The sequence below is a fragment of the Streptomyces sp. NPDC039465 genome (assembly GCF_055639315.1).
In genome coordinates this window covers 220499-241225 of sequence record NZ_JBVKAP010000009.1, presented here as the reverse complement: position 1 = coordinate 241225, position 20727 = coordinate 220499, and the positions used below count along the sequence as shown (strand labels likewise).

Here is a 20727-nt window from a genome sequence, read left to right as displayed (position 1 = left end):
AGTTCTGTTTCCGGACACGTGTACGTTCGGTCAGTCTCATCGGCCGAAGGTCCCCCGACTGCGCAATAGTGCGCAGTCACCGTCGCGCTCTCCACGGCATGCTCGGCCCCCGGTCAGACGGACGCCGGGGCGTTCCGGCAGACGGGAGAGCCGCATGGGCGTCGGAATCAGAGCCCTCCACCCGTACGTGGGACGGATCTGCGTCGACATCAGGACCCTGTACGAGGCGCGGGGCCACGACATGAGCCGCTTCGGCAACCTCATGATGAGCCGTAAGTCGGTCAACATGCCGTTCGAGGACGCGGTGACCAACGCGGTCAACGCCGCCCTCCCGCTGATCCGCCGCCTCACCCCGGCCGAGCGCGACCGGATCGAGGCGGTCGTGGTGGCCACCGAGTCAGGGACCGACCTCGGCAAATCCATCAGCACCTATGTGCACCGCTACCTCGAACTCGGCCCACGCTGCCGCTCCTTCGAGGTCAAACAGGCCTGCTACGGCGGCACCGCCGCACTGCACACCGCGGCGGGCATGGTGCACGCCAGCCCGTACGACGACACGCTCGCCCTGGTCGTCGCCGCCGACGCCGCCGGGGTGCCCGCGCTCGGCGAGCAATGGGAGGGCGCGGAGGGGGCCGGCGCCGTCGCCATGCTCGTCGGCCGTGACGCCACCACCCTGGAACTCGACCTCGGCGCCAGCGGCTGCCACACCTTCGAGGTGATGGACACCTTCCGCCCCGGCCCCGGCATCGACATCGTCAACCAGGACGTGTCCATGCTGGCCTACCTGGAATGCCTCCAGCACTCCTTCGAGGCCTACCGCGCGCGCGTCGACGGCGCCGACATCGTCGACGGCTTCGGCTACCTGGCCTTCCACACCCCCTTCGTCGGCATGGTCCGCGGCGCCCACCGGCGGCTGCTGCGCCAGCAGCGCCAGGCCGGCCGGGACGAGGTCGACGCCGACTACGAGCGCCGCGTACGCCCGTCCATGGAGTACGGCGCCGAGGTCGGCAACATCTTCTCCGCCTCCCTCTACCTGGCGCTGTGCTCCCTGATCCGGCACGGCAGCTTTCCCGAGCCCCGCCGCGTCGGCCTCTTCTCCTACGGATCCGGCTGCGCCTCGGAGTTCTTCAGCGGCGTCGTACACCCCCGGGCGGTCGACGACCTCGCCGACCTCGGCGTCGAGGAAGCCCTGGCCGCCCGCAGACCGCTCACTGTCGCCGAGTACGACACGGTCGCCGCGGACGGCGACCGGGCGCAGTTCGGGGTCAGGGACGCCCACTTCGACCTGGACGCCTACGGCGACCTCGGCAAGGAGTTCACCGGGCGCGGCCTCCTGATGCTGGAGCGCATCGAGGGCTACCACCGCCAGTACAGGTGGACCTGATGACCACACACACCACCGGCCCCGCCGTCCTGACCGAACAGGACGGCCCCGTCACCCGCCTCGTCATCAACAGGCCGCACCGCAAGAACAGCCTCACCGCCGACGACGTGGTCCTGCTGCGCGACGCCTTGGAGACGGCCGCCGCCGACCGCGGGACCCGCGCCGTCGTCATCGAGGGCACCGGCGGTACCCTCTGCTCCGGCCTGGACCTCGCCGAGATCTCCGCCGACGACGACTCCAAGGGCGGCGGCGACTTCTTCGACCTGCTGCGCCGGATCACGGAAGTACCGGTGACCGTACTGGCCGCCGTCGACGGCCAGGCGCTCGGCGGCGGCGTCGGCCTCGCCGCGGCCTGCGACCTCGTCCTCGCCACCGAGCGCAGCTCCTTCGGCCTGCCCGAAGCCCTGTGGGGACTGCTGCCCTGCAACATCCTGCCGTTCCTGATGCGCCGCTTGGGATTCCAGCGGGCGTACGCCATGACACTGTCCACGGCGCCGGTCACCGCAGCCGACGCCCGCGCCTTCGGGCTCGTCGACGAGGTGGAGGGGGCGCACGGGCAGCAACTGCGCAGGCTCCTCGGCCGCGTCACCAAGATCGACCGGCCGACGATCGCCGAGGCGAAGGCGTACTGCGCGAGCCTGGCCCCCCTCCCCGACACCGCCCGCGCCCAGGCCGGAGAGGTCTTCGCCCGGCTGCTCGACTCACCGGTCGTCCGCGGCAGGATCGACAACTACGTACGCCACCAGCGGATGCCGTGGGAGGTGTAGACCCGTGCTGACGGCGCTCGCCTTTCCCGGCCAAGGCGCCCTGCGCGGCCGCACGGGCGCCGATCTGCTCGACCGGTACCCCGAGCAGACCGCGCGGGCCGAGGAGATCCTCGGCCACCCGCTGCGGCCGGTGCTCACCGCCGAGCCCGGGAGCCCCTGGCGCGTACTCACCCGCGTGCAGCCGACCCTCTTCGTCCTCACCCGCCTCGCCGCGCTCGGCCTGCCGGAGCCGGCCTACGTGGCCGGGCACAGCATGGGCGAGCTCACCGCGCTCTGCCACGCCGGGGCCGTCGACTTCGCCACCGGACTGCGGCTGGTCCTGCTCCGGGCCGAGCTGATCTCCCGATGCCCCGTCCCCGGCGGCATGCTGGCCGTCACCGGCATCGGCGTCGACGAGCTGACGGCGGTGATGGCCGCCGAAGGCTTCGCCGATCTCGACATCGCCAACCTCAACGCCCCGGACCAGACCGTCCTGGCCGGACCGACCGGCTCGCTGCGCGCGCTGGGAACGGTCCTCCGCGGCGGCGGCGTCGCCAAGGCGACCCTGATCGACGCGCCCAACCCCGGCCACTCCCGGTACATGGCCGGGGCGGCCGCGACGTTCGCCGAGGCGCTCGCCGAGGTGACGTTCGCCGCCCCACGGATCCCGGTGATCTCCAACGTGACCGCCCGGCCCCACCGTCCCGAACGGCTGGCCGAGCTGCTCGCCCAGCATCTGTACCGGCCGGTCCGCTGGTCCGCGAGCATGACGTACCTGCGCGAGGCCGGGGTCACGGAGCTCCACCAGGCCGGTGCGGGCGGCCTGCTTCCCCGGCTGTGGACCGCCTGTACGACGCCGGGCGACACCAGCCGGTCCCGCGGCGACGCTCAGGAGTGAGCGGGCCCCGCGCCCCTGCGCGGATAGCTTCGGCCCCGAACACCGACCGTCGGACGACAGGGGTGAGCGTGGTGCACGACGAGAAGGTACAGATGGTCCTCCTCTCGGCGGCGGACGAGGAGCGGCTCGTGTGCCTCGCCCGGCTCTACCGGGACTTCCTCGACGGCCCGGAAGCCACCGCGGCCCCCGCCGGGGCCCCCGCGCTCGCCGACATCGCCTTCACCAGCCAGACCGGACGGGTGCCGCTCGCCCACCGCCTCGCCGTACTGTGCCGTACCGTCACGGAGTTGCGCTCCGCCCTGGACGACGTGGTGCACGCCCGGCCCTCGGCGGCCACGCGACGCTCGGTCGTGCACGTCGCCGCGCGGTCCGCCGCCGAGCCCTCGGCGGTGGACGACCCGGGGGAGGCGCTGGCGGCGTGGCTGGCGGGGCAGAACGTGGACTGGCGCCGGCTGTGGACGGCTCCGGCCCGCCGAGTGGCGCTGCCCGCCTACCCGTTCGACGGCCCGGACAGCCTTGCCGAGCAAACCGCGGAGCCCTCCGAGAGTGAGCCGCCCGCCGACTGCGGCTGGGCGGTCGACTATCTGCGTCGGGTGTTCGCCGAGACCGCCGGAATGGACGTCGAGGAGGTCCGTCCCCATGCCCCGCTGGAGGAGCTGGGGCTCAGCTCGTTCCTGATCACCCGGCTCAACACCCGGCTGGAGAGCGACCTGGGGGAGCGGAGCCGGACGCTCTTCTTCCACCACGGCACCCTCGCCGACATCGCCGAAGTGCTCGCCGCCCGGCACACCGGACCGGTCCGCACGGCCGCCTCGACCCCTGCCGTCGCTCCCGTCTCCCCGACTGCCCCGGCCGTCCCAGCGCCCGCTTTCGTACGCGACGCCGGGGAGCCGCTCGCGATCGTCGGAATGGCGGGCCGGTTCCCCGGCGCCGCGTCCCTGCCCGACTTCTGGGAACTACTACGGACCGGCACCTGCACCGTCGGCCCCGTGCCGCCCGACCGGCTCCGGCCGGGCTGGCCGGCCTCCCTGATGCACGGCGGATACCTCGCCGACGTGGACCGCTTCGATCCGCTGCTGCTCGGCATCACACCACGCCATGCCGAACTCATGGACCCGCAGGAACGGCTCTGCCTGGAAGTCGTCTGGGAGGCCCTCGACGACGCCGGCTACCCGGCACGGCGGCTGCGCGCGTCCCACGACTCCAAGGTCGGCGTCTACGTCGGCTCCATGTACAACGAATACCCCTACTTCGGCGTGGAACAGAGCCTGCTCGGCACCGCCGCCGACAGCGGCTCCACGGTGGCGGGCATCGCCAACCGGGTCTCGTACGCCTTCGACCTGCACGGCCCCAGCATGACCGTGGACACCATGTGCTCGGCGTCGCTCGTGGCGCTGCACCTGGCCGCCCGGGCCCTGCGCGCGGGCGACTGCGAGGCCGCCGTCGTCGCCGCGACCAACCTCTCGCTCCACCCCAACAAGTTCCGTCAGATCGACCGGCTGGGCGGCGCCTCCAGCGACCACCTGTGCCGCAGCTTCGGCCGGGGCGGCGACGGCATGGTGCCCGCCGAGGCGGTCTGCGCCCTCGTCCTCAAGCCGCTGTCCGCCGCAGAGGCGGCCGGAGACCGGGTCCACGCCCTGGTCGCCGGCACGGCCGTGGTCAACGCGGGCCGGACGAACGGCTGGATCGTGCCCAGCCCCACCGCGCAGGCAGAGGTGGTCCGCAAAGCCCTGGACGACGCCGGTCTGGACCCGCGGGACATCGGCTACCTGGAGGCGCACGGTGCCGGTACGGCGCTCGGCGACCCGATCGAGGCCGACGGCCTGCACCGCGTCTTCACCCGGGACGACCTCGGCCACGCCGCCCTGCCGATCGGCTCGGTGAAGTCCAACATCGGCCACGCAGAGGCGTCGGCGGGCCTCGCCGGGATCGCCAAGGTGGTGCTTCAGTTCGCCCACCGCACCCTCGTGCCCTCCCTGCACGCCGACGAACTCAACCCGGACATCGACTGGGACGCCTCACCGCTGCGGGTCCAGCGCTCCCTCCAGCCGTGGACCATGCCCGGCCAGGCTCCGCGCCGGGCAGGCATCAGTTCGTTCGGCGCGGGCGGCACCCTCGCCCACGTGATCCTCCAGGAACCGCCCGCCCATCTGGCGCCCGACGCCCCGCTGGAACCCACACCGCCCACACCCACATTGATCACGCTGTCGGCCTACGACGAGGACCGCCTCCGCGAGGTGATCTCCCGCCTGCTCACCCACCTGCGCGCCCACCCGGCCACCGACCTGGGCGACCTCGCCTTCACCCTCGCCGAAGGCCGCCACCATCTGCGGGAGCGCGCGGCGGTGGTGGTCTCCGGTGTGGACGAGCTGACCGACCGGCTGCGCCGCCACCTCGACGGAGACACCACCGCGCTCATACGCGGCCGGGCGCCGTCGGACCGCGTCCCGGACGGGCCGACCGGCACCGGCGACCCGGACGCCCTCGCACACCACTGGGTCACCGGCCGACCCGTCCGTGTCGCGCCCCCTGCCGGGCGCCGGCCCAGAGTCGTGCCCCTGCCCGCCTACCCCTTCGCCAAGATGCGCTGCTGGCTGCCCGAACCGGCCGCCGCGCCCGTACGGCCCCGGCCGCAGGCACCCGACGAACTGCCCCTGTACCGCAAGACCTGGCACGCGGCCGGGCCCGTGGGTGCGCCCACCGCACTGCCGGGCAGTGTGCTGTGCGTCTACGGCCCCGGCAGCGCCGCGCTGGCCCGCGCCGTCGTCGCCCAGGCGGGTACCGACCGGGTGTACCTGATCCGCGAGGACTCCGGCGCCGGAGAGGCACACGGAACCCTCACGGGCACCTCCGGGGCGGACCTCGCCGACCGGGCCCTCGCGGCCCATCCCGATCTGGCCGCCGTCATCGACCTCGCCGACGTCGACCGGGCCACCGACGACGCCGGCCCCTGGCAGGAACGCCTCGCCCTGCTCCAGCGGTTGACCGCCGCCGGAGCCGCCCGCCGCGCGGCCGGACGGACCGAGCCGCTGCACGTCCTGCACGCCACCCGCGGGCGGCGCACGGTCACCCCGGCCGCCACCGAGGACCCGGGTCCGCTGCCGGACGCCGGGGCACGCCTCGCCGGTTTCGTACGCTTCCTGGGCGCCGAGAGCGGCCACCTCACCGGCATCACCGTCGACCTCGACCCCGAGCACCGGACACCCGCGGCCCAGGCCCGGGAACTCCTGTCCGCGCTCCCGGGAAACCCGTTCGGCGAGGCCGCACACCGCGGCGGACAGGTGTACCTCCCGGCACTGACCCCGCTCACCGGCCCACCCGCCCCCGCCCTCCAGCTGGACCACTACGGCGTCTACGTCCTCACCGGCGCCACCCGGGGCATCGGCGCCCGGGTCGCCCGCCACCTCGTGGACCGCGGCGCCCGCCACCTCGCCCTGCTCGGCGCCCGGTCCCTGCCCCCGGAGGGCCGGTGGGACGACCCCGATCTGGCCGCCGAGGCGCGGGCCGCGGTGGAGACCGTACGCGCGCTGGAGGCGGCCGGGGCCAAGGTGCACGTACACCGTGGGTCCCTGCTGGACGGCTCCGGGCTCGAGGACTTCCTCCACCAGGTCCGGGAGGACAGCGGGCCCGTCCGGGGAGTGGTGCACTGCGCGGCGGTGACCCCGCCCGTCGGACCGTTCGCCGGGCGCGCCCCGAGCGAGATCCGGCGTGTGCTCGAACCCAAGGCGGACGCGCTGGAGGTCCTCTACCAGCTGTGCCTGCCCGACCGGCCCGACTTCCTGGTGGCCTTCTCCTCGCTGGCCGCGGTGGTGCCGCCGGTCGCCGCGGGCGTACTGGAGTACGCCGCGGCCAACAGCTTCGTCGACGACTTCACCGCCCACCTGGGGCCGGCCACCCCCTGGCTCCACTCGGTGGCCTGGCCGATGTGGCGCGACAGCGGCGCCCGACCGGGGGCGGGGAACCCCGGTGAACGCTTCGGCCTGGACGCGGCGGGAGACGACGAGGCCCTGCGCGCCCTGGACCGGGTCGTCACCTCCCTCCCCGGCGGCCCGGTGGTGGCTCTGCGCGGGCTGCGCGAGGGCGACCCGACGGAGCTGCTGAAGCTGCCCGCCGCCGCCGTGTCTGCCGTACGGGACGCGGAGCCGGCCCGGCGGTTGAACGGACAGCGCCCCGTGCCGGGGTGGCTGTCGGAGATCTTCGCGGGAGTGGTCGGCATCCCGGCGGCCGACTTCGACCCCTCCGCCGAATTCGCCGAGCTGGGCGTGGAGTCGGTGATGCTCGGCGAACTCCTCGACGCGATCGAGCAACGTGCCGGCCGAGCGCTGGACCCGGCGCTGCTGCTGGAGTACAGCACGCTGCGCAGCCTGACCGACTGCCTGGCCGACCTCCTGCCGGGGCTGGTCGATGGAGCGCCGGAGCCGGAGCCGGAGCCGAAGCCGGACGCGGGCGAGGGGCCGCGGGCGGAAGCCCTCGCGGCGGCGGTGGTCGGTGAGCTCCGGTCGGAGGCTTCCGGGCCGCGGGCGGGCTCCGCGCCGCTGTCCGGCGCTGCGGACGAGCCGCCGTCGCAGCGCTCCGGCCCGCGAGCGGGCTCGGTGGCCGTGTCCCGCGTGGGGGGCGAGCCGTGGGCGCAGGGCACAGGCACTGTGACCGGTCCCTCTCAGAGCCCCGGGCCGCGGCAGGGCGCGGTGGCGGGTTCCGGCGTCGGCGACGAACCGCCGTCGCTGGGCGCCGAACCGCGCGCCGGTGCGTCGGGCCGACCCGGCCCGCTGCCGGGCCCCCCGCAGAGCCCCGGCCCCCACCCCCATCCCCGCCCCTCTCAAATGCCCCTCCCGCTGCTTCCCGACCGCGATGCCATCGCCGTCATCGGGATGGCCTGCCGGCTGCCCGGCGCCCCGGATGTCGCCACCTTCTGGCGGAACCTACGTGGCCGGCACCTGGCCATCGGGGAGGTGCCGGCCGAGCGATGGGACGCCTCGCGGTTCCACCGGGCCACACCGCAGCCGGGGCACACCGTCGGCAAGTGGGGTGGATTCGTCGGCGGGATCGAGGAGTTCGACGCCGGGCACTTCGGGCTCACCGACGAGCAGGCCCGCTATCTCGATCCCACCATCCGGCTGTTCCTGGAGACCACCGCCGACTGTCTGCGCGACGCCGGCCTTGAGGGGCCCGAGCTCGCCGGGCGGGACGTCGGGGTGTTCGCCGGAGCCCGGGGGACGGGGTATGCCTCGCGCGGGGAGATCCGGGCCGAGGTGCCCGAGTCCGACCCCAACTTCGTCGCCTCCCACGTCGGACAGCACTTCGACCTCCGCGGCCCGCACCTCGTCGTGGACAGCGCCTGCTCGTCGTCCCTCGTGGCGATCCATCTGGCCTGCCAGAGCCTGCGCAGCGGGGAGATCGAGGCGGCCGTCGCGGGCGGCAGCAGCGTGCTGCTGGACGAGGCGCCGTATCTGGAGTTCTCCGCCGCGGGCGCGCTGTCACCGACCGGCCGGTGCGCCGCGTTCGACCGGCGTGCCGACGGGTTCGTACCCGGTGAGGGCAGCGTCGTCCTGCTGCTGAAGCCGCTGCACGCGGCGCTGCGCGACGGGGACCCGGTCCACGGCGTCATCGAAGGCTCCGCGGTCACCAACGACGGCCGCACCATGGGCCTGACCACGCCGAACCCGGCGGCGCAGGCAGCGGCGGTACGCAAGGCGCTGCGCGACGCCGGGCGCAAGCCGGCCGAGATCGGGATGATCGAGGCGCACGGCACCGGCACGGCGATCGGGGACCCGCTCGAATTCCGGGCCCTGCGGACCGTCTTCGACGAGGACAAGGACCATCGCGGCGGACGGTGCCTGCTCGGCTCGGTGAAGTCCAATGTGGGTCACCTGCTGCACGCGGCCGGCGCCGTCGGTCTGCTGAAGGCGCTGCTGGCGGTCGAGCATGGCGTCGTGCCGCCGACCCTCCACTGCGAAACCCCCAACCCACGGCTTTCTCTCGACGATTCGCCGTTCGCCCTCGCCACCGAGGCACGGGAGTGGCCGCTGCCGGGCCGACCCCGGGTGGCCGGTGTCAGCTCGTTCGGATTCGGCGGCACCAACGCGCACGTCGTCGTCGCGGAGGCGCCCCCCGCGCTGCTGGAGGCGGCCGGGGAACGCCGCAGGAGCAGGCCGCCCATCGCCTTCGAGCGCCGCCGGCTGTGGCTGGACCGGCCCGAGTCGGCGGAGCCCCGGCCGCTCGCCGCCCCGGCGGAGCCGCCCGCACTGCGCCTGGCCTTCCGATGACCGGACCGCACTGCCAACCCGGGCGGACGTTATGAGACATCCCTGTGCGGACACGGCCGGATGGGCGCGAAATCCGGACAGGCGTCCGCCCGGGCCGGTATCGTCCCGCGCCAGTGTGGAGATCCTGAACCCGGCGACGGCGGGCGGCCGTTGGGACTTCCGATCACCCGTGCCGGAGACCGGGCCAAGAAGATCATCGGTGCGCCGTATGGGGAAAACCCGCACGCGCGGAACGGAGAGGGGGACGGGGGAGCGGACCTTCGGGGACCGTGCCCTTGACTGCCCATGACGACGTCGCATTCACCGGTCTCGGCCGGACCGGAGCTGAGCAAACAACAGATCAACCGCGCGATCATCGGCGTGATGACCGGTCTGCTGCTGTCCGCCCTCGACCAGACGGTGGTCAGCACGGCCCTTCCCAGCATCGTCAGTGACGTGGGCGGCCTGGAGAACCTCGCCTGGGTGATCACGGCTTATCTTCTGACGTCGATGGCGAGCACCCCGGTCTGGGGCAAGGTGTCCGACCAGTTCGGGCGCCGCATCGTCTTCGTCGTGGCGACGAGCATCTTCATCGTGGGGTCGGCACTCTGCGGTGTCGCCCAGGAGATCACCCAGCTGATCGCCGCCCGTGCGGTGCAGGGCCTCGGCGCGGGCGCGCTGTACGCCCTTGCCCTGTCCGTGATCGCCGATGTCGTCCCGGTCCGTGACCGGGGCCGCTACCAGGGAATGGTCGCCGGGGTCTTCGGCATCGCGACCCTGGCCGGTCCGCTGGTCGGCGGCGGCCTCGTCGACGCGATCGGATGGCGGTGGATCTTCCTGATCAATGTGCCGCTGGGCCTGCTCTCGCTGTTCGTCACCGCCTCCGCCCTGCGCCGCGTCGCCACCGAACGGCGCAGCCAGAAGGTGGACTACCTCGGCGCCACGCTCGTGATCGCCGCCACCACCCCGCTGCTGCTGTACCTGAGCTGGGCCGGTGGCGAGCGGGGCTGGACCGACCCGCTCGCGCTGGGACTGGTCGCGCTCAGCGTCGTACTGACCGTCGCCCTGGTGATCGTGGAGCGGCGGGCCGCCGAACCCGTCGTGCCGATGGACCTGTTCCGCCTGCGGCTCTTCTCCCTCGGCTCGGCCTACAGCATGATCGCCGGCCTGGCCCTGTTCACCGGCGTGGTCTTCCTGCCGGTGTACTTCCAGGCGGTGAAGGGCATGTCGCCGTTCACCGCCGGGCTCGCGGTGGTCCCGACCATGATCGGCGTCGGCTTCGCCTCGATCTACGCCGGAAACCGGATGAGTGCCACGGGTCGCTTCCGCATCTTCCCGGTCGTCGGCGCCGCCCTGCTGGTGGTGACCCTGCTCCCGCTCGGCTTCATCCGCGCGGACACCCCGAGTTGGCTGATCATCCTGCTGGGTGTGGTCTTCGGTATCGGGGCGGGCTTCACGCTCCAGCCGATCATCACCGCCGTCCAGGGCGTCGTGGCCCCGGCGGACATCGGCGCCGCGACCGCAGCGGTCAGCTTCTTCCAACGGCTCGGGTCGGCGATCGGTGTGGCGCTGCTGGGTGCCGTACTCAACAGCCGGTTCACGGCGCTGCTGGCCGACGCGCGCGGCGGGGCGGCCAGCGGGCTGGACGAGTCGTCGCTGGGCAGCATCGAGGCCATCCGCGGCCTCGCCCGGGAGCAACGGGACATCGTCGTCGGGGCGTACGGCGAGGCGCTCGCCGCCGTCTTCCTGGCCGTCGTGCCGTTCGCCGTCCTGGCGCTCGTCCTGAGTCTCCTGATGCCCGAGACACCCGCGACCGAGACCCCGGAAGAAAGCACCACCGAGAAAGAAACCGTTTCCGACGAAGAGCACTGAGCGCCGTCTGCGCAAAACTGTGCGTCGCCGCGATCCCCGTTCCTCCTAGGGTCGGCACATCGAATCCGACGAAGAGCGGAGGTCGCGGTGACCGACATTATGAGGCCGGCCCGCCATCAGGTCGAACGACCCGAGAGCGAACTGCTTCACTCGGGCAATGCGGGATTCATCATCTCCCGCTACGCCCAATTCAAGCCGGGACACGAACAAGAGGGCCTGAATTTCGTCTCCGAGGTCCTCAAGCACATGAACAAGGCCGACCTCAACGGCATGACGTTCTTCTTCTTCCAGGAGGCGTTCGGCGACCAGGCCCGGCACCACTGGTTCATCAACATGAAGAGCCCGGCCGACTACGCCGCCAGCCTGGAGATGGTCGACCACGACGAGACCACCAAGATCCTGCTCAACGACGACGTGGTCGCCGACGACCGCGGCTTCGGCAACTGGGGCAACGCCGTGGTGCAGGGCAGCATCACCGAGCAGATCCTCGTGCCCCAGCACGGCCTGGACTACGCCGAGGACGACACCCACGAGGCGTGGGTGCCCGAGGCCTGGCGGCAGACCGCGGTGCCCCCGGAGGAGCAGCTCAACTCCGCCAACGCCCCGCTGATGGTGCACCGCGTCGCCGACGCCCGGTACGCGACCCGCAAGGAAGCGCGGTACTACGCCTTCGCCTGGCAGAACTACGTCAACGAGCACCTGCGCGGCAAGGTCACCTCGTACCTCTACGAAGAGACCTTCGGCGCGATGGACCGGCTGCACATGCTGATCCACCTCTCCTCGTACGAGGCGTGGGAGGAGCTGCGCAACCTGCCGGACCGCGACCCGCAGTTCCGCAAGCTGCTGGAGCGGGAGATGATCGCCCCCGAGAAGGGCGGCGGCACCGGAGCCCAGGCCTTCGTGCCCGGTGGGGTCACCGACACCCTCCTCGTCCCCCGCCAGCTCTGACGCCGTGCGCGCGTTGCTCTTCGCCGGGCAGGGTAGCCAGCGCCGGGGCATGGGCGCCGAGGTCTTCGACGCCTTCCCCGATCACTGCGCCCTCGCCGACGACATCCTCGGCTACTCGATCCGGGACCTGTGCCTGCGTGACGACGACGACCGGCTCCGGCTGACCCGCTACGCCCAGCCCGCCCTGTTCACCGTCCACGCACTCACGTACCTGGCGCAGCGCGCCGAACGGGGCGAGCCCGATGTGGTCGCCGGGCACAGCCTCGGTGAATTCAACGCGCTGATGGTGGCCGGTGTACTGGACTTCGCCACGGGGCTGCGTCTGGTCGCCGAGCGTGGACGGCTCATGGGTGAGGCCGACGGCGGCGCCATGGCCGCCGTCATCGGCACCGGCCTCGCCGAGGTGGAAGGGGTACTCGCCGAGTCCGGCCGCGACGACGTCGAGGTCGCCAACGACAACTCGGCGACCCAGGTGGTGATCTCCGGCGCGCCCGAGGGCGTGTCGGCGGTCACCGGCCTGCTGACCGCGGGCGATCCGGCGATCCGGTGCGTACGCCTGCCGGTCAGCGCCGCCTTCCACTCCCGGGACATGGCGTCGGCGGCCCAGCGGTTCGCGGCCGTACTGGCCGATGCGCCGCTGTCGCCGCCCCGGCTGCCCGTGATCGCGAACGTGACGGCCAGGCCGTACCCCGCCGGGGAACCGGTCGCGGCGCTGCTGGGCCGTCAGATCCGCTCCCGGGTCCGCTGGGCCGAGACCATGACCCACCTGCTGGACACCGGAGTGGACGAGGTGTGGGAGATCGGCCGCGGCCGGACGCTCACGGGCTTCTGGCATGAGGCGCGCTCCGGCCGCCGGGCACCCGCCGCGGCTCCCGCAGCCCCAAAAGACGTCGGAGACAGGCCCGTTCACCGGCCCGGCACCGACCTCGGCTCGGCCCGGTTCCGTGAGGTCTACCGCACCCGCCACGCCTATGTCGCCGGGTCGATGTACCAGGGCATCGCCTCCACCGATCTGGTGATCCGGATGGCGGGGGCCGGACTGTTCGGCTTCTTCGGTACGGGCGGGCTGTCCCTCCCCGAGATCGGCGCGGCCCTGGACGACATCGAACGGCGGCTGCCGTCCGGTGCCGCGTACGGCATGAACCTTCTGCACGACATGGCCGACGGTGAGCTGGAACGGGCCACCGTCGAGCTCTTCCTGCGGCGTGGGGTGCGCTTCGTCGAGGCCGCCGCGTTCACCCGGGTCACCGCGCCGCTGGTGCTGTTCCGGGCCAAGGGGGCGTACCGCGACGGTTCCGGGCGGCCGGTGGCGGCCCGCCAGGTGCTCGCCAAGGTGTCCCGGCCGGAGGTGGCGCGGCAGTTCCTCGCCCCGCCCTCGCCGGAGCTGCTCGCCCGACTGGTCACGGAAGGCGCGCTGACACGGGAGGAGGCGGCGGTCGCCGCGGACCTGCCGGTCGCCTCCGACCTCTGCGTCGAGTCCGACTCGGGCGGCCACACCGACCAGGGGGTGGCTCTCGCGCTCGTTCCCACCTTCCGGCGGCTGGCGCGGCGCGCCGCGCCGCAGGCGGGCGGGGAGCCCGTGCGGGTCGGCGCGGCGGGCGGGATCGGCACCCCGGAGGCGGTGGCGGCCTGCTTCCTGCTCGGCGCGGACTTCGTGCTCACGGGCAGCGTCAACCAGTGCAGTCCGCAGGCCGGCACCTCCGACGCGGTGAAGGACCTGCTCGCCGGACTCGACGTGCAGGACGTCACCTACGCCCCCGCCGGGGACCTCTTCGAGATCGGCTCCCGCGTGCAGGTGGTCCGGCGCGGAACGATGTTCCCCGCCCGCGCCAACCAGCTCTACGAGCTGTACCGCCGGCACGCACGCCTGGAGGACATCGACCCCAGGACCCTCTCCGTCCTCGAACGCAGTTGCTTCCGCCGGTCCGTGGACCAGGTGTGGGAGGAGGTCGTACGGCACTACCGGGACACCGGCCGGCCCGAGACCGCCCGCGACGCCGAGCGTGACGCGAAGCGGCGGATGGCGCTCGTCTTCAAGTGGTACTTCGCCGACTCGACACGAGCCGCGCTCGACGGCGTCAAGGACAACACCGCCAACTTCCAGATCCACTGCGGGTCCGCGATGGGCGCCTTCAACCGGCTGGTGGAGGGGACCGCCCTGGAGTCGTGGCGGCGGCGCGACGTCGACGCCATCGCGGACCTGCTGATGACCGGCGCCGCCGACGTCCTCGCCGCCGCCGGCGCCCGCCCGGCCTCCCCGGCCACCCGCTGACCGACACATCCGTTCTTGAGCGAAGGGAAGTACCCGATGGACGACTCCCTGCACACCGTGGCAACCGCCCAGCACCAGGTGCGTACGCCGCCGGACAAGACGCTCGACACCGCCTCGGCCGAGGTCGTGCTGTGGCGTACCGCCCAGATCCGGGCCGGTCACGGCCCGCGCGCCCGGGCCGCCACCCGCGCCCTGGCCGAGAGCTTCAACGAGCAGTACGAGGGCGTCGCCACCGCGCTCAGCTACGAGGACGCGTTCGGGACCCGGGGACGGCTGCACTGGCTGATCCACCTGCGTTCGCTGCAGGACTACACGGCGCTGACCCAGCGCGGCGCCGACCGGGGCAGCGGTGTCTTCGGGCGCGCCTCCGGCGAGGACGACGGCTGGGAGGAGCTGTTCGAGGCGGGGAGCGTGCGCGAGACCGTGCTGCTGCCGCACCGCTGGGGCATCTTCGGCACCGCCACCGAGGCGATGGCGAAGGCCGACCTGAACCCGATCGAGCAGGTGGACGGCCGGGCCCGGTTCCAGCTGCTGCCGGCCGCACAGCAGACCTCGCTGCCCGTCGAGACCCTCGTCACCAGCGCGTCGTCCGGGCTGCTCATGCACCGCACCGCCCAGGCCAACCACGCCTACCGCGCCGAGGCGCGGGTGCTCGCCCGGACCCTCGCGGAGACGTACAACCTCAACGCCAAGGGCCGGACGACGGTCCTGCTGTTCGAGGAGGCCTTCGGGCAGATGGACCGTCTGCACTTCTTCATCCACATGGCGGACGTCCAGGCCTACCAGGAGCTGATGGCCCTGGACGCCAGCCCGGACCCGAGCGCTCCGCGAGCGTCCTACATCCAGGAGTGGATCTCGCCGGAGCGCGGCGGCGGCACCTGGGACAAGATCATCCTCCAGGACTCCACCCGCGACAGCCTCCTGGCTCCGAGGATCTTCGCCTGACCACCCGGCACGGCTCGACCGCGTCCCCCGGCTCGCCTTCGCCGGGGGACGCGGCCGTCAGGCACCGGTCAGGGCATCACGGTGATGCAGAAGGGGTAGCCGGCCGGGTCGAGCAGGACCGTCCACTTCCCCGCGCCGGGCTGGTCCTCCGGCTTGCTGGCGCCCAGCGCCAGCAGCTCCGCCTCGGCCTTGTCCAGGTCCGCGACGCTGAAGTCGAGATGCACGCGGTTCCCGGCCTGCGGCCAGGACGGGGGCTCGAATCCGTCGATCTTGACGAACCCCATGCGCATGCCGTTCTGGCCGGCGAGATAGGCCGCCGACTCACTGCTGAAGATCTTCTGCCAGCCGGTCGTCGCGGCGTAGAACTCCGCCAGTGATTCCGGGTCGGAACAACTTAAAGTGATGGCGCCGGGCTCAGCAATCGCTGTCATCGATCCACCTTTCAGGGATGTACTTCTCAACGGGTTTCCCCGCACGCAGTCTTGCATATCGAGGATGCCGATCGGACCGCACCACGATTTGCCGGGTGTCGCCGAACAGGCAGCACACTATTGAGCGTTCGGCGCCTTTGTCCGGCCCTACCGTCGGATCATGAGCGAGAATCTGGAACGTATGCCCGAGGACTGGGAGAACGCCCTCGTCCTGGCCGCGCACCCCGACGACGTCGAGTTCGGCTCCGCCGGAGCCGTCGCGGTGTGGACCCGCAAGGGCCACGCTGTGTCCTATCTGCTGGCCACCCGGGGCGAGGCCGGGATCGACGGCATGCCCCCCGCCCAGGCCGCGGCGGTGCGCGAGGCCGAGCAGCGCGAGGCCGCCGGCCGGGTCGGCGTCGACGACGTCGAGTTCCTCGACCACCCCGACGGCGCCGTGCGCGCGGACGAGGCGCTGCGGAGCGATCTCGTCGCCGCGATCCGCCGCCACCGCCCGCAGCTGGTGGTCGTCTTCAACCACCACGAGCGCACCTCCACCGGCCGCTGGAACGCCCCCGACCACCGGGAGTTCGGCCGGTGCGCGCTGGACGCTCTGGTCGACGCGGGAAACCGCTGGATCCTCCCGGCGGCCGGCGAGCCGTGGTCGGTGAAGTACATCGCGGTGGCCAACTCGCCCCAGCCCACCCACGCCGTGGACATCTCCACCGGCCTGGACGCCGCCGTCGCCTCGCTGGAGTCCCACGAGACCTACCTCAAGGGTCTGGGCTACACCCGGGAAGCCGTACGCCCCGCGGTGAGCGGGCAGGCGCAGGCGATCGGCGCGCGCTTCGGCGGAGTGCCCGCGGTGGCCTTCGAAGTGATCCCCTGCTGACCGCTGATTCCCTTCGGAATCCCCTGCCGGCTGTTGATTAACCGCCGACGGGGGTGGCCCCGACCCGGTTCGGGCCGGGGCCACCGTGGCCTCGGGCGGGATCAGGCCGGCTTCTCGGCCACCGTCAGCCAGCACGACCACGCCTGGCGCCGCACCCGCTCCGGATCCGGCAGCGCCCGCAGCTGCTCCAGGATCGGCGCCACGACCTCCGCCGCGCGTTCGGGGGACAGGCGCTGCAAGAACGGCACCTGCCGGTTGGTGATCAGCGCGATGAAGGTCTCCGGGTTCATCCCGCTCTCGTACTCCGGCGCCATGGCCTGCTCGCAGAGCCGCAGTCCGGCCGCCTCGGCCGCCGCCCGCACCGCGTCCGGCTCGTCGGGGCGGGCCGGCTGCATCGACTGCACCTGACGCAGGATCAGTACGAGGTCGTCGGCGTCGGACACGGGGTCACCGTGGCGTACGACGACCCGCCCGCCCGGCCGCAGGACCCGCGCCGCCTCGGTCAGCGCGGCCGCCATGTCCGGCATCAGATGCAGCGCGTGCACGTACACCACGTTGTCCTGGGAGGCGTCGTCGTACGGCAGCGCCATGCCGTCGCCGATCGTCAGCTCGCCGTCGAAGCGGGTCGCGGCGACGTCCAGCATCGGCTGGGAGACGTCCACACCGCGCACGGTGTGCCCAAGGGCGGCCAGCCCGGCCGCCACCACGCCCGTACCCACCCCGACTTCGAGCACCGAGCCCGGGGCGAGGTGTTTGGAGATCGTGGCCGCGGTCATGTGCCCGCGGCCCTCGCCCCCGCGGGCCGCGTCATAGGTGGCGGCGAGCTTGTCGAACTTCACGGACTGGTTCACGGACTGCTTCTCGGACTGCTTCTCGGGCTGGTTCACGGACGGGTTCATCGCGTCACTCCCAGGGGAACCGGTTCGAAGACGGTTACGGACGTCAGGTCGTGGCCCATCGGATCTCCTCCGGGCCGTCGGCGGCGGGCACACCGCCCGCCGGATCGTCGAGGAAACCCCGGCAGGCGGCCGCCACCACCTCCGGGCGTTCGAGCATGCTGTAGTGCGTCGCGCCGACGAGCAGACCGTGCCGGCCTGCCAGGAGCGGCCTCAGGGCCGCCGGTGGTTCGGGCGCGGCGACCCGGTCCAGCTCCGCCGACAGGGACAGCAGCGGCGGCAGCCCGGGGCCCTGCTCCGGCAGCGGCCGCTGCCACAGCTCGGCCAGCTGACGGCTGTAACGGACCAGCGCGTCGGCGTCCCGGAACGGATGGCGCAGCACCGGCCCAAGACCAGGCGGGGTACGGGCGAGCACCTCGACGGCCGCGCGGTGTTCGTCGGCGGGCAGCGGCGGCGCCTCGGTCTCGCCGGTGAGCATCCGGAGTGCCCTGGCCGCCCGCCCGGGCCGCGCCGCGACGGACGCACACACCGCGCCCAGATTGCGTTCGTAGTCGGAGACCGGATCCGTGCCCGCCCGCGGATACGAGCCGTGCAGCAGCACCGCCGCCCGGACCGCGCCGGGACGGCTGTGCGCGTACTCCAGCGCGAGCTGCGCCCCCGAGCACCATCCGACCAGGTCGCACGAGTCCGCCCCCTCCGCGGCGAGGACCGCGTCGACAGCCGCCACGTGCCGTTCCGTAGACCAGGGTTGATCCGAGCCGGGGCGTTCCTCCGCGTCCCACATCACCACCCGCCGGCCGGGCAGCAGCCGCTCGACCAGCGGATACCAGACCTCGTCGGTGTGCCCCAGGGCGGTGAGCAGCACGAGAAGCGGCCCCCGCCCGCCGGCCCGGTACGGGACCGGCCCCGCGGACCGTACGACCCGGCGGTCCATGACCCGGGCCAGATGCGCGGCCCGCGCGGCCCGTACGGTGAGCCGCCGGTCCTGCCGCCGCCGCCACCCCGGCCAGCCCCCCGCGGGGTCGCGATCGGAGCCGCCGTCGACAGGGGCGCCGCGCCGCCGGTCCAGCAGGTCGTCGACGGCGGTGAACTCCTCGCGGTCCGTGGCCTCCAGCGTCACGGCGAACGCCGCCGCCACCGCCTCGGCCGCCCCCGTCGGCGGGGCGCACGCGCGCAGCGGACGGGCGGCGAAGTAGTCGGGCGCCTTCCGGGTGACCTCCATGAACGTCCGGTACACGGCGGACAGGAACGACTCGACGGTCTCGGGCATGGTCCTCCCACTCTCGGGCCGCGCTCAGAGCATGATCGGGGCCGCTGCGGCCGTGCCGCTCAGTAGTGAGCGGCACCGTGCGCCGGGCGCCGGTTCGCTGTGGGGGTCACCGAGTGAAAGGGCGTCGTCGAATGATCGCGTACGAGACCCTGGAACAGATCCTGCGTGCCCAGCTGCCCGCGCTGGAGCACGAGCCGGAGGTTCCCAAGGACCTGCCGCTGGCGACCGTCGGACTCGACTCGGTCGCCACGGTCGTGCTGATGGACACCCTTGAGGACATCCTCGGCGTGACCTTCCCCGACCATACGATCGCCCCGGCCACCTTCAGCACCCCGGGCTCGCTGTGGGCGGTCCTGGGCCGGCTGTCGAACGGCTGACGGATGACCGCCGACGGCTCGCTGCTCGACCACTGGTTCGACCGCGGACGGTCCCTCGCCCCTGACGGCCCGGCACTGCGCGTGGGCCAACAGACCCTGACCTACGACGCGTTGGACCGCGAGGTGGCGGCGCTCGCCGGTCCGCTCGCCGCCGACGGCCGGCGCCGCGTCGGCATCCTGGCGGCCAAGAGCGTGACCGCCTACGCCGGGTTCCTCGCCGCCCTGCGCGCCGGCGCCTGCGCCGTACCCCTCGCTCCCGACGCGCCGCCGGACCGCCTCACCGCCGTGGCCACGGCCGCCGGCCTCGACGCGGTCGTGGTGGACGCCGCCGGCGCCGCCGGTCTGCCCGCCCTGCTGCCGCTCCTCGGACCGGACGCGGTGCTCGCCGCCGACCTGCCCGACCCGCCCCCGGGGATCCCCGTGCGCCGCCCGGGACGGCCCGGCCCGGTCCACGCGCCCCCGCGCGGCCCGGACGACCTCGCCTACCTCATGTTCACCTCCGGTAGCACCGGGGTGCCCAAAGGGGTGCCGATACGGCACCGCAACGTCAGCGCCTTCGTCCGCGCGGCCCTCGACCGCCACGACTTCGGGCCCGGCGACCGGTTCAGCCAGATCTACGAGCTCACCTTCGACCTGTCCATGAGCGAGCTCTTCCTCGCCTGGGGCTCCGGCGCCTGCCTCCACGTCCTCAACCGTCTCCAGGCGCTCGCACCGGCCCGGCTGACCGGTCAGCACATCACCGTCTGGCACGCCACCCCGAGCCTGGCCGCCTCACTGCGCATCGCCGGAAAGCTGAGCCCCGGCTGCCTGCCCGACGTCAGGACGACGATCTTCTGCGGCGAGCCGCTCACCAACGGCACCGCCCGCGCCTGGCAGGAGGCCGCCCCCGGCTCCGTCATCGACAACCTGTACGGCCCGACCGAGGCGAGCGTCGCCTGCACCGGACACCTCTGGGACGCCGCCGACGACGCGCCGGACGACGCCACCGTGCCGATCGGAGCGCCGTTCCCCGGCGTCCGCACCCTCCTCCTCGACGAGGACGGAACCCCGGCGAGCACCGGCGAACTCTGCCTGCGCGGCGCGCAGGTGTTCACCGGCTACTGGGACCCGGCCGAGGACGAGGGCAGGTTCCTCGACCACCAGGGGCAGCGCTGGTACCGCACCGGCGACCTGGTCCGCCAGGGACCCGGCGGCATGGTCCACCTCGGCCGTACCGACACCCAGGTCAAGATCCAGGGCTACCGCGTGGAGCTCGGAGAGGTCGCCGAGGCCCTGCGCGCCGCCGCCCCCGGCGCCGAGGTGGCCGTCCTCACGGTCACCGGCGACTCCGGTCCGCAACTCGTCGCCTGCCTGATGGGCGGGGAGCCCGTCACCCAGGCCGACGTCCTGCGCAGGGCCGCCCGCCGGCTGCCCGCCTACATGCTGCCCCGGCTCCTGTGGTGGGTACCCGCGCCCGTCCTCAACGCCAACGGCAAGGTCGATCGCCCCAGTCTGCGCCGGATCGCCGAACGGCGCCTGGCGTCGATGCAGTCATCGTGACACCGGTCCGCTCAGATCTGAGCGGGCGCCGGTCCC

Annotated in this window: 14 protein-coding genes; 11 read left to right on the top strand and 3 right to left on the bottom strand. The window is 73.1% G+C overall.

Going from position 1 to position 20727, the window contains the following annotated elements:
* Nucleotides 1-154 precede the first annotated feature (154 nt).
* The 8 genes from ACZ7LT_RS27735 to ACZ7LT_RS27700 all read left to right on the top strand — a co-directional run bounded on the left by ACZ7LT_RS27735 (nt 155) and on the right by ACZ7LT_RS27700 (nt 15307).
* Entirely contained in the window at nt 155-1384 is a 1230-nt protein-coding gene (locus ACZ7LT_RS27735; RefSeq protein ID WP_471238835.1) for a hydroxymethylglutaryl-CoA synthase family protein, read from the top strand.
* Nucleotides 1384-2151, top strand: a complete 768-nt coding sequence (locus ACZ7LT_RS27730; RefSeq protein ID WP_471238834.1) for an enoyl-CoA hydratase/isomerase family protein — start codon at nt 1384-1386, stop codon at nt 2149-2151. The genes ACZ7LT_RS27735 and ACZ7LT_RS27730 overlap by 1 nt, the downstream gene beginning before the upstream one ends.
* A 4-nt stretch (nt 2152-2155) precedes the next feature.
* Entirely contained in the window at nt 2156-3028 is an 873-nt protein-coding gene (locus ACZ7LT_RS27725) for an ACP S-malonyltransferase (protein WP_471238833.1), read from the top strand.
* A 71-nt stretch (nt 3029-3099) separates the two neighbouring features.
* A complete protein-coding gene (locus tag ACZ7LT_RS27720; protein WP_471238832.1) occupies nt 3100-9291 on the top strand; it encodes an SDR family NAD(P)-dependent oxidoreductase in 6192 nt (2063 codons plus the stop codon).
* A 285-nt stretch (nt 9292-9576) separates the two neighbouring features.
* A complete protein-coding gene (locus tag ACZ7LT_RS27715) occupies nt 9577-11142 on the top strand; it encodes an MDR family MFS transporter (RefSeq protein WP_471238831.1) in 1566 nt (521 codons plus the stop codon).
* Between the two features lie 87 nt (nt 11143-11229).
* Nucleotides 11230-12090: a DUF6039 family protein gene (locus ACZ7LT_RS27710; RefSeq protein WP_471238830.1), complete on the top strand. Its 861-nt coding sequence runs from the start codon at nt 11230-11232 to the stop codon at nt 12088-12090.
* 4 nt (nt 12091-12094) lie between these two features.
* Nucleotides 12095-14362: an ACP S-malonyltransferase gene (fabD, locus tag ACZ7LT_RS27705; RefSeq protein ID WP_471238829.1), complete on the top strand. Its 2268-nt coding sequence runs from the start codon at nt 12095-12097 to the stop codon at nt 14360-14362.
* 15 nt (nt 14363-14377) lie between these two features.
* The gene (locus ACZ7LT_RS27700) at nt 14378-15307 is read left to right on the top strand and encodes a DUF6039 family protein (protein WP_471238828.1); all 930 of its coding nucleotides are present in this window, start codon (nt 14378-14380) and stop codon (nt 15305-15307) included.
* Nucleotides 15308-15375: 68 nt separating this feature from the next.
* Here the strand turns inward: ACZ7LT_RS27700 and ACZ7LT_RS27695 are convergent, their stop codons facing one another.
* On the bottom strand, nt 15376-15738 hold the full coding sequence (locus tag ACZ7LT_RS27695) for a VOC family protein (RefSeq protein ID WP_471238827.1): 363 nt from the start codon (nt 15736-15738) through the stop codon (nt 15376-15378).
* A gap of 160 nt (nt 15739-15898) precedes the next feature.
* On the opposite strand from ACZ7LT_RS27695, the gene ACZ7LT_RS27690 reads away from it, so the two are divergent.
* Nucleotides 15899-16609, top strand: a complete 711-nt coding sequence (locus tag ACZ7LT_RS27690; RefSeq protein ID WP_471238826.1) for a PIG-L deacetylase family protein — start codon at nt 15899-15901, stop codon at nt 16607-16609.
* Nucleotides 16610-16710: 101 nt separating this feature from the next.
* On the opposite strand, the gene ACZ7LT_RS27685 is transcribed toward ACZ7LT_RS27690, so the two are convergent.
* The gene (locus ACZ7LT_RS27685) at nt 16711-17508 is read right to left on the bottom strand and encodes a class I SAM-dependent methyltransferase (RefSeq protein ID WP_471238825.1); all 798 of its coding nucleotides are present in this window, start codon (nt 17506-17508) and stop codon (nt 16711-16713) included.
* 43 nt (nt 17509-17551) lie between these two features.
* Nucleotides 17552-18775 (bottom strand): alpha/beta fold hydrolase, encoded by a 1224-nt coding sequence (locus ACZ7LT_RS27680; RefSeq protein WP_471238824.1) that lies wholly within the window; start codon nt 18773-18775, stop codon nt 17552-17554.
* A gap of 131 nt (nt 18776-18906) precedes the next feature.
* Between ACZ7LT_RS27680 and ACZ7LT_RS27675 the strand changes: the two genes are divergently transcribed.
* Nucleotides 18907-19152, top strand: coding sequence for a phosphopantetheine-binding protein (locus ACZ7LT_RS27675; RefSeq protein ID WP_471238823.1), 246 nt, complete (start codon nt 18907-18909; stop codon nt 19150-19152).
* A 3-nt stretch (nt 19153-19155) separates the two neighbouring features.
* A complete protein-coding gene (locus tag ACZ7LT_RS27670) occupies nt 19156-20691 on the top strand; it encodes an amino acid adenylation domain-containing protein (RefSeq protein ID WP_471238822.1) in 1536 nt (511 codons plus the stop codon).
* Nucleotides 20692-20727: the final 36 nt, after the last annotated feature.

Bases quoted from the DNA above. Each gene is read 5' to 3' on its own strand.
- ACZ7LT_RS27670 (WP_471238822.1), top strand. From the start codon at position 19,156: ATGACCGCCGACGGCTCGCTGCTCGACCACTGGTTCGACCGCGGACGG.
- ACZ7LT_RS27675 (WP_471238823.1), top strand. From the start codon at position 18,907: ATGATCGCGTACGAGACCCTGGAACAGATCCTGCGTGCCCAGCTGCCC.
- ACZ7LT_RS27685 (WP_471238825.1), bottom strand. From the start codon at position 17,508: ATGAACCCGTCCGTGAACCAGCCCGAGAAGCAGTCCGAGAAGCAGTCC.
- ACZ7LT_RS27680 (WP_471238824.1), bottom strand. From the start codon at position 18,775: ATGCCCGAGACCGTCGAGTCGTTCCTGTCCGCCGTGTACCGGACGTTC.
- ACZ7LT_RS27735 (WP_471238835.1), top strand. From the start codon at position 155: ATGGGCGTCGGAATCAGAGCCCTCCACCCGTACGTGGGACGGATCTGC.
- ACZ7LT_RS27695 (WP_471238827.1), bottom strand. From the start codon at position 15,738: ATGACAGCGATTGCTGAGCCCGGCGCCATCACTTTAAGTTGTTCCGAC.
- ACZ7LT_RS27730 (WP_471238834.1), top strand. From the start codon at position 1,384: ATGACCACACACACCACCGGCCCCGCCGTCCTGACCGAACAGGACGGC.
- ACZ7LT_RS27715 (WP_471238831.1), top strand. From the start codon at position 9,577: ATGACGACGTCGCATTCACCGGTCTCGGCCGGACCGGAGCTGAGCAAA.
- ACZ7LT_RS27690 (WP_471238826.1), top strand. From the start codon at position 15,899: ATGAGCGAGAATCTGGAACGTATGCCCGAGGACTGGGAGAACGCCCTC.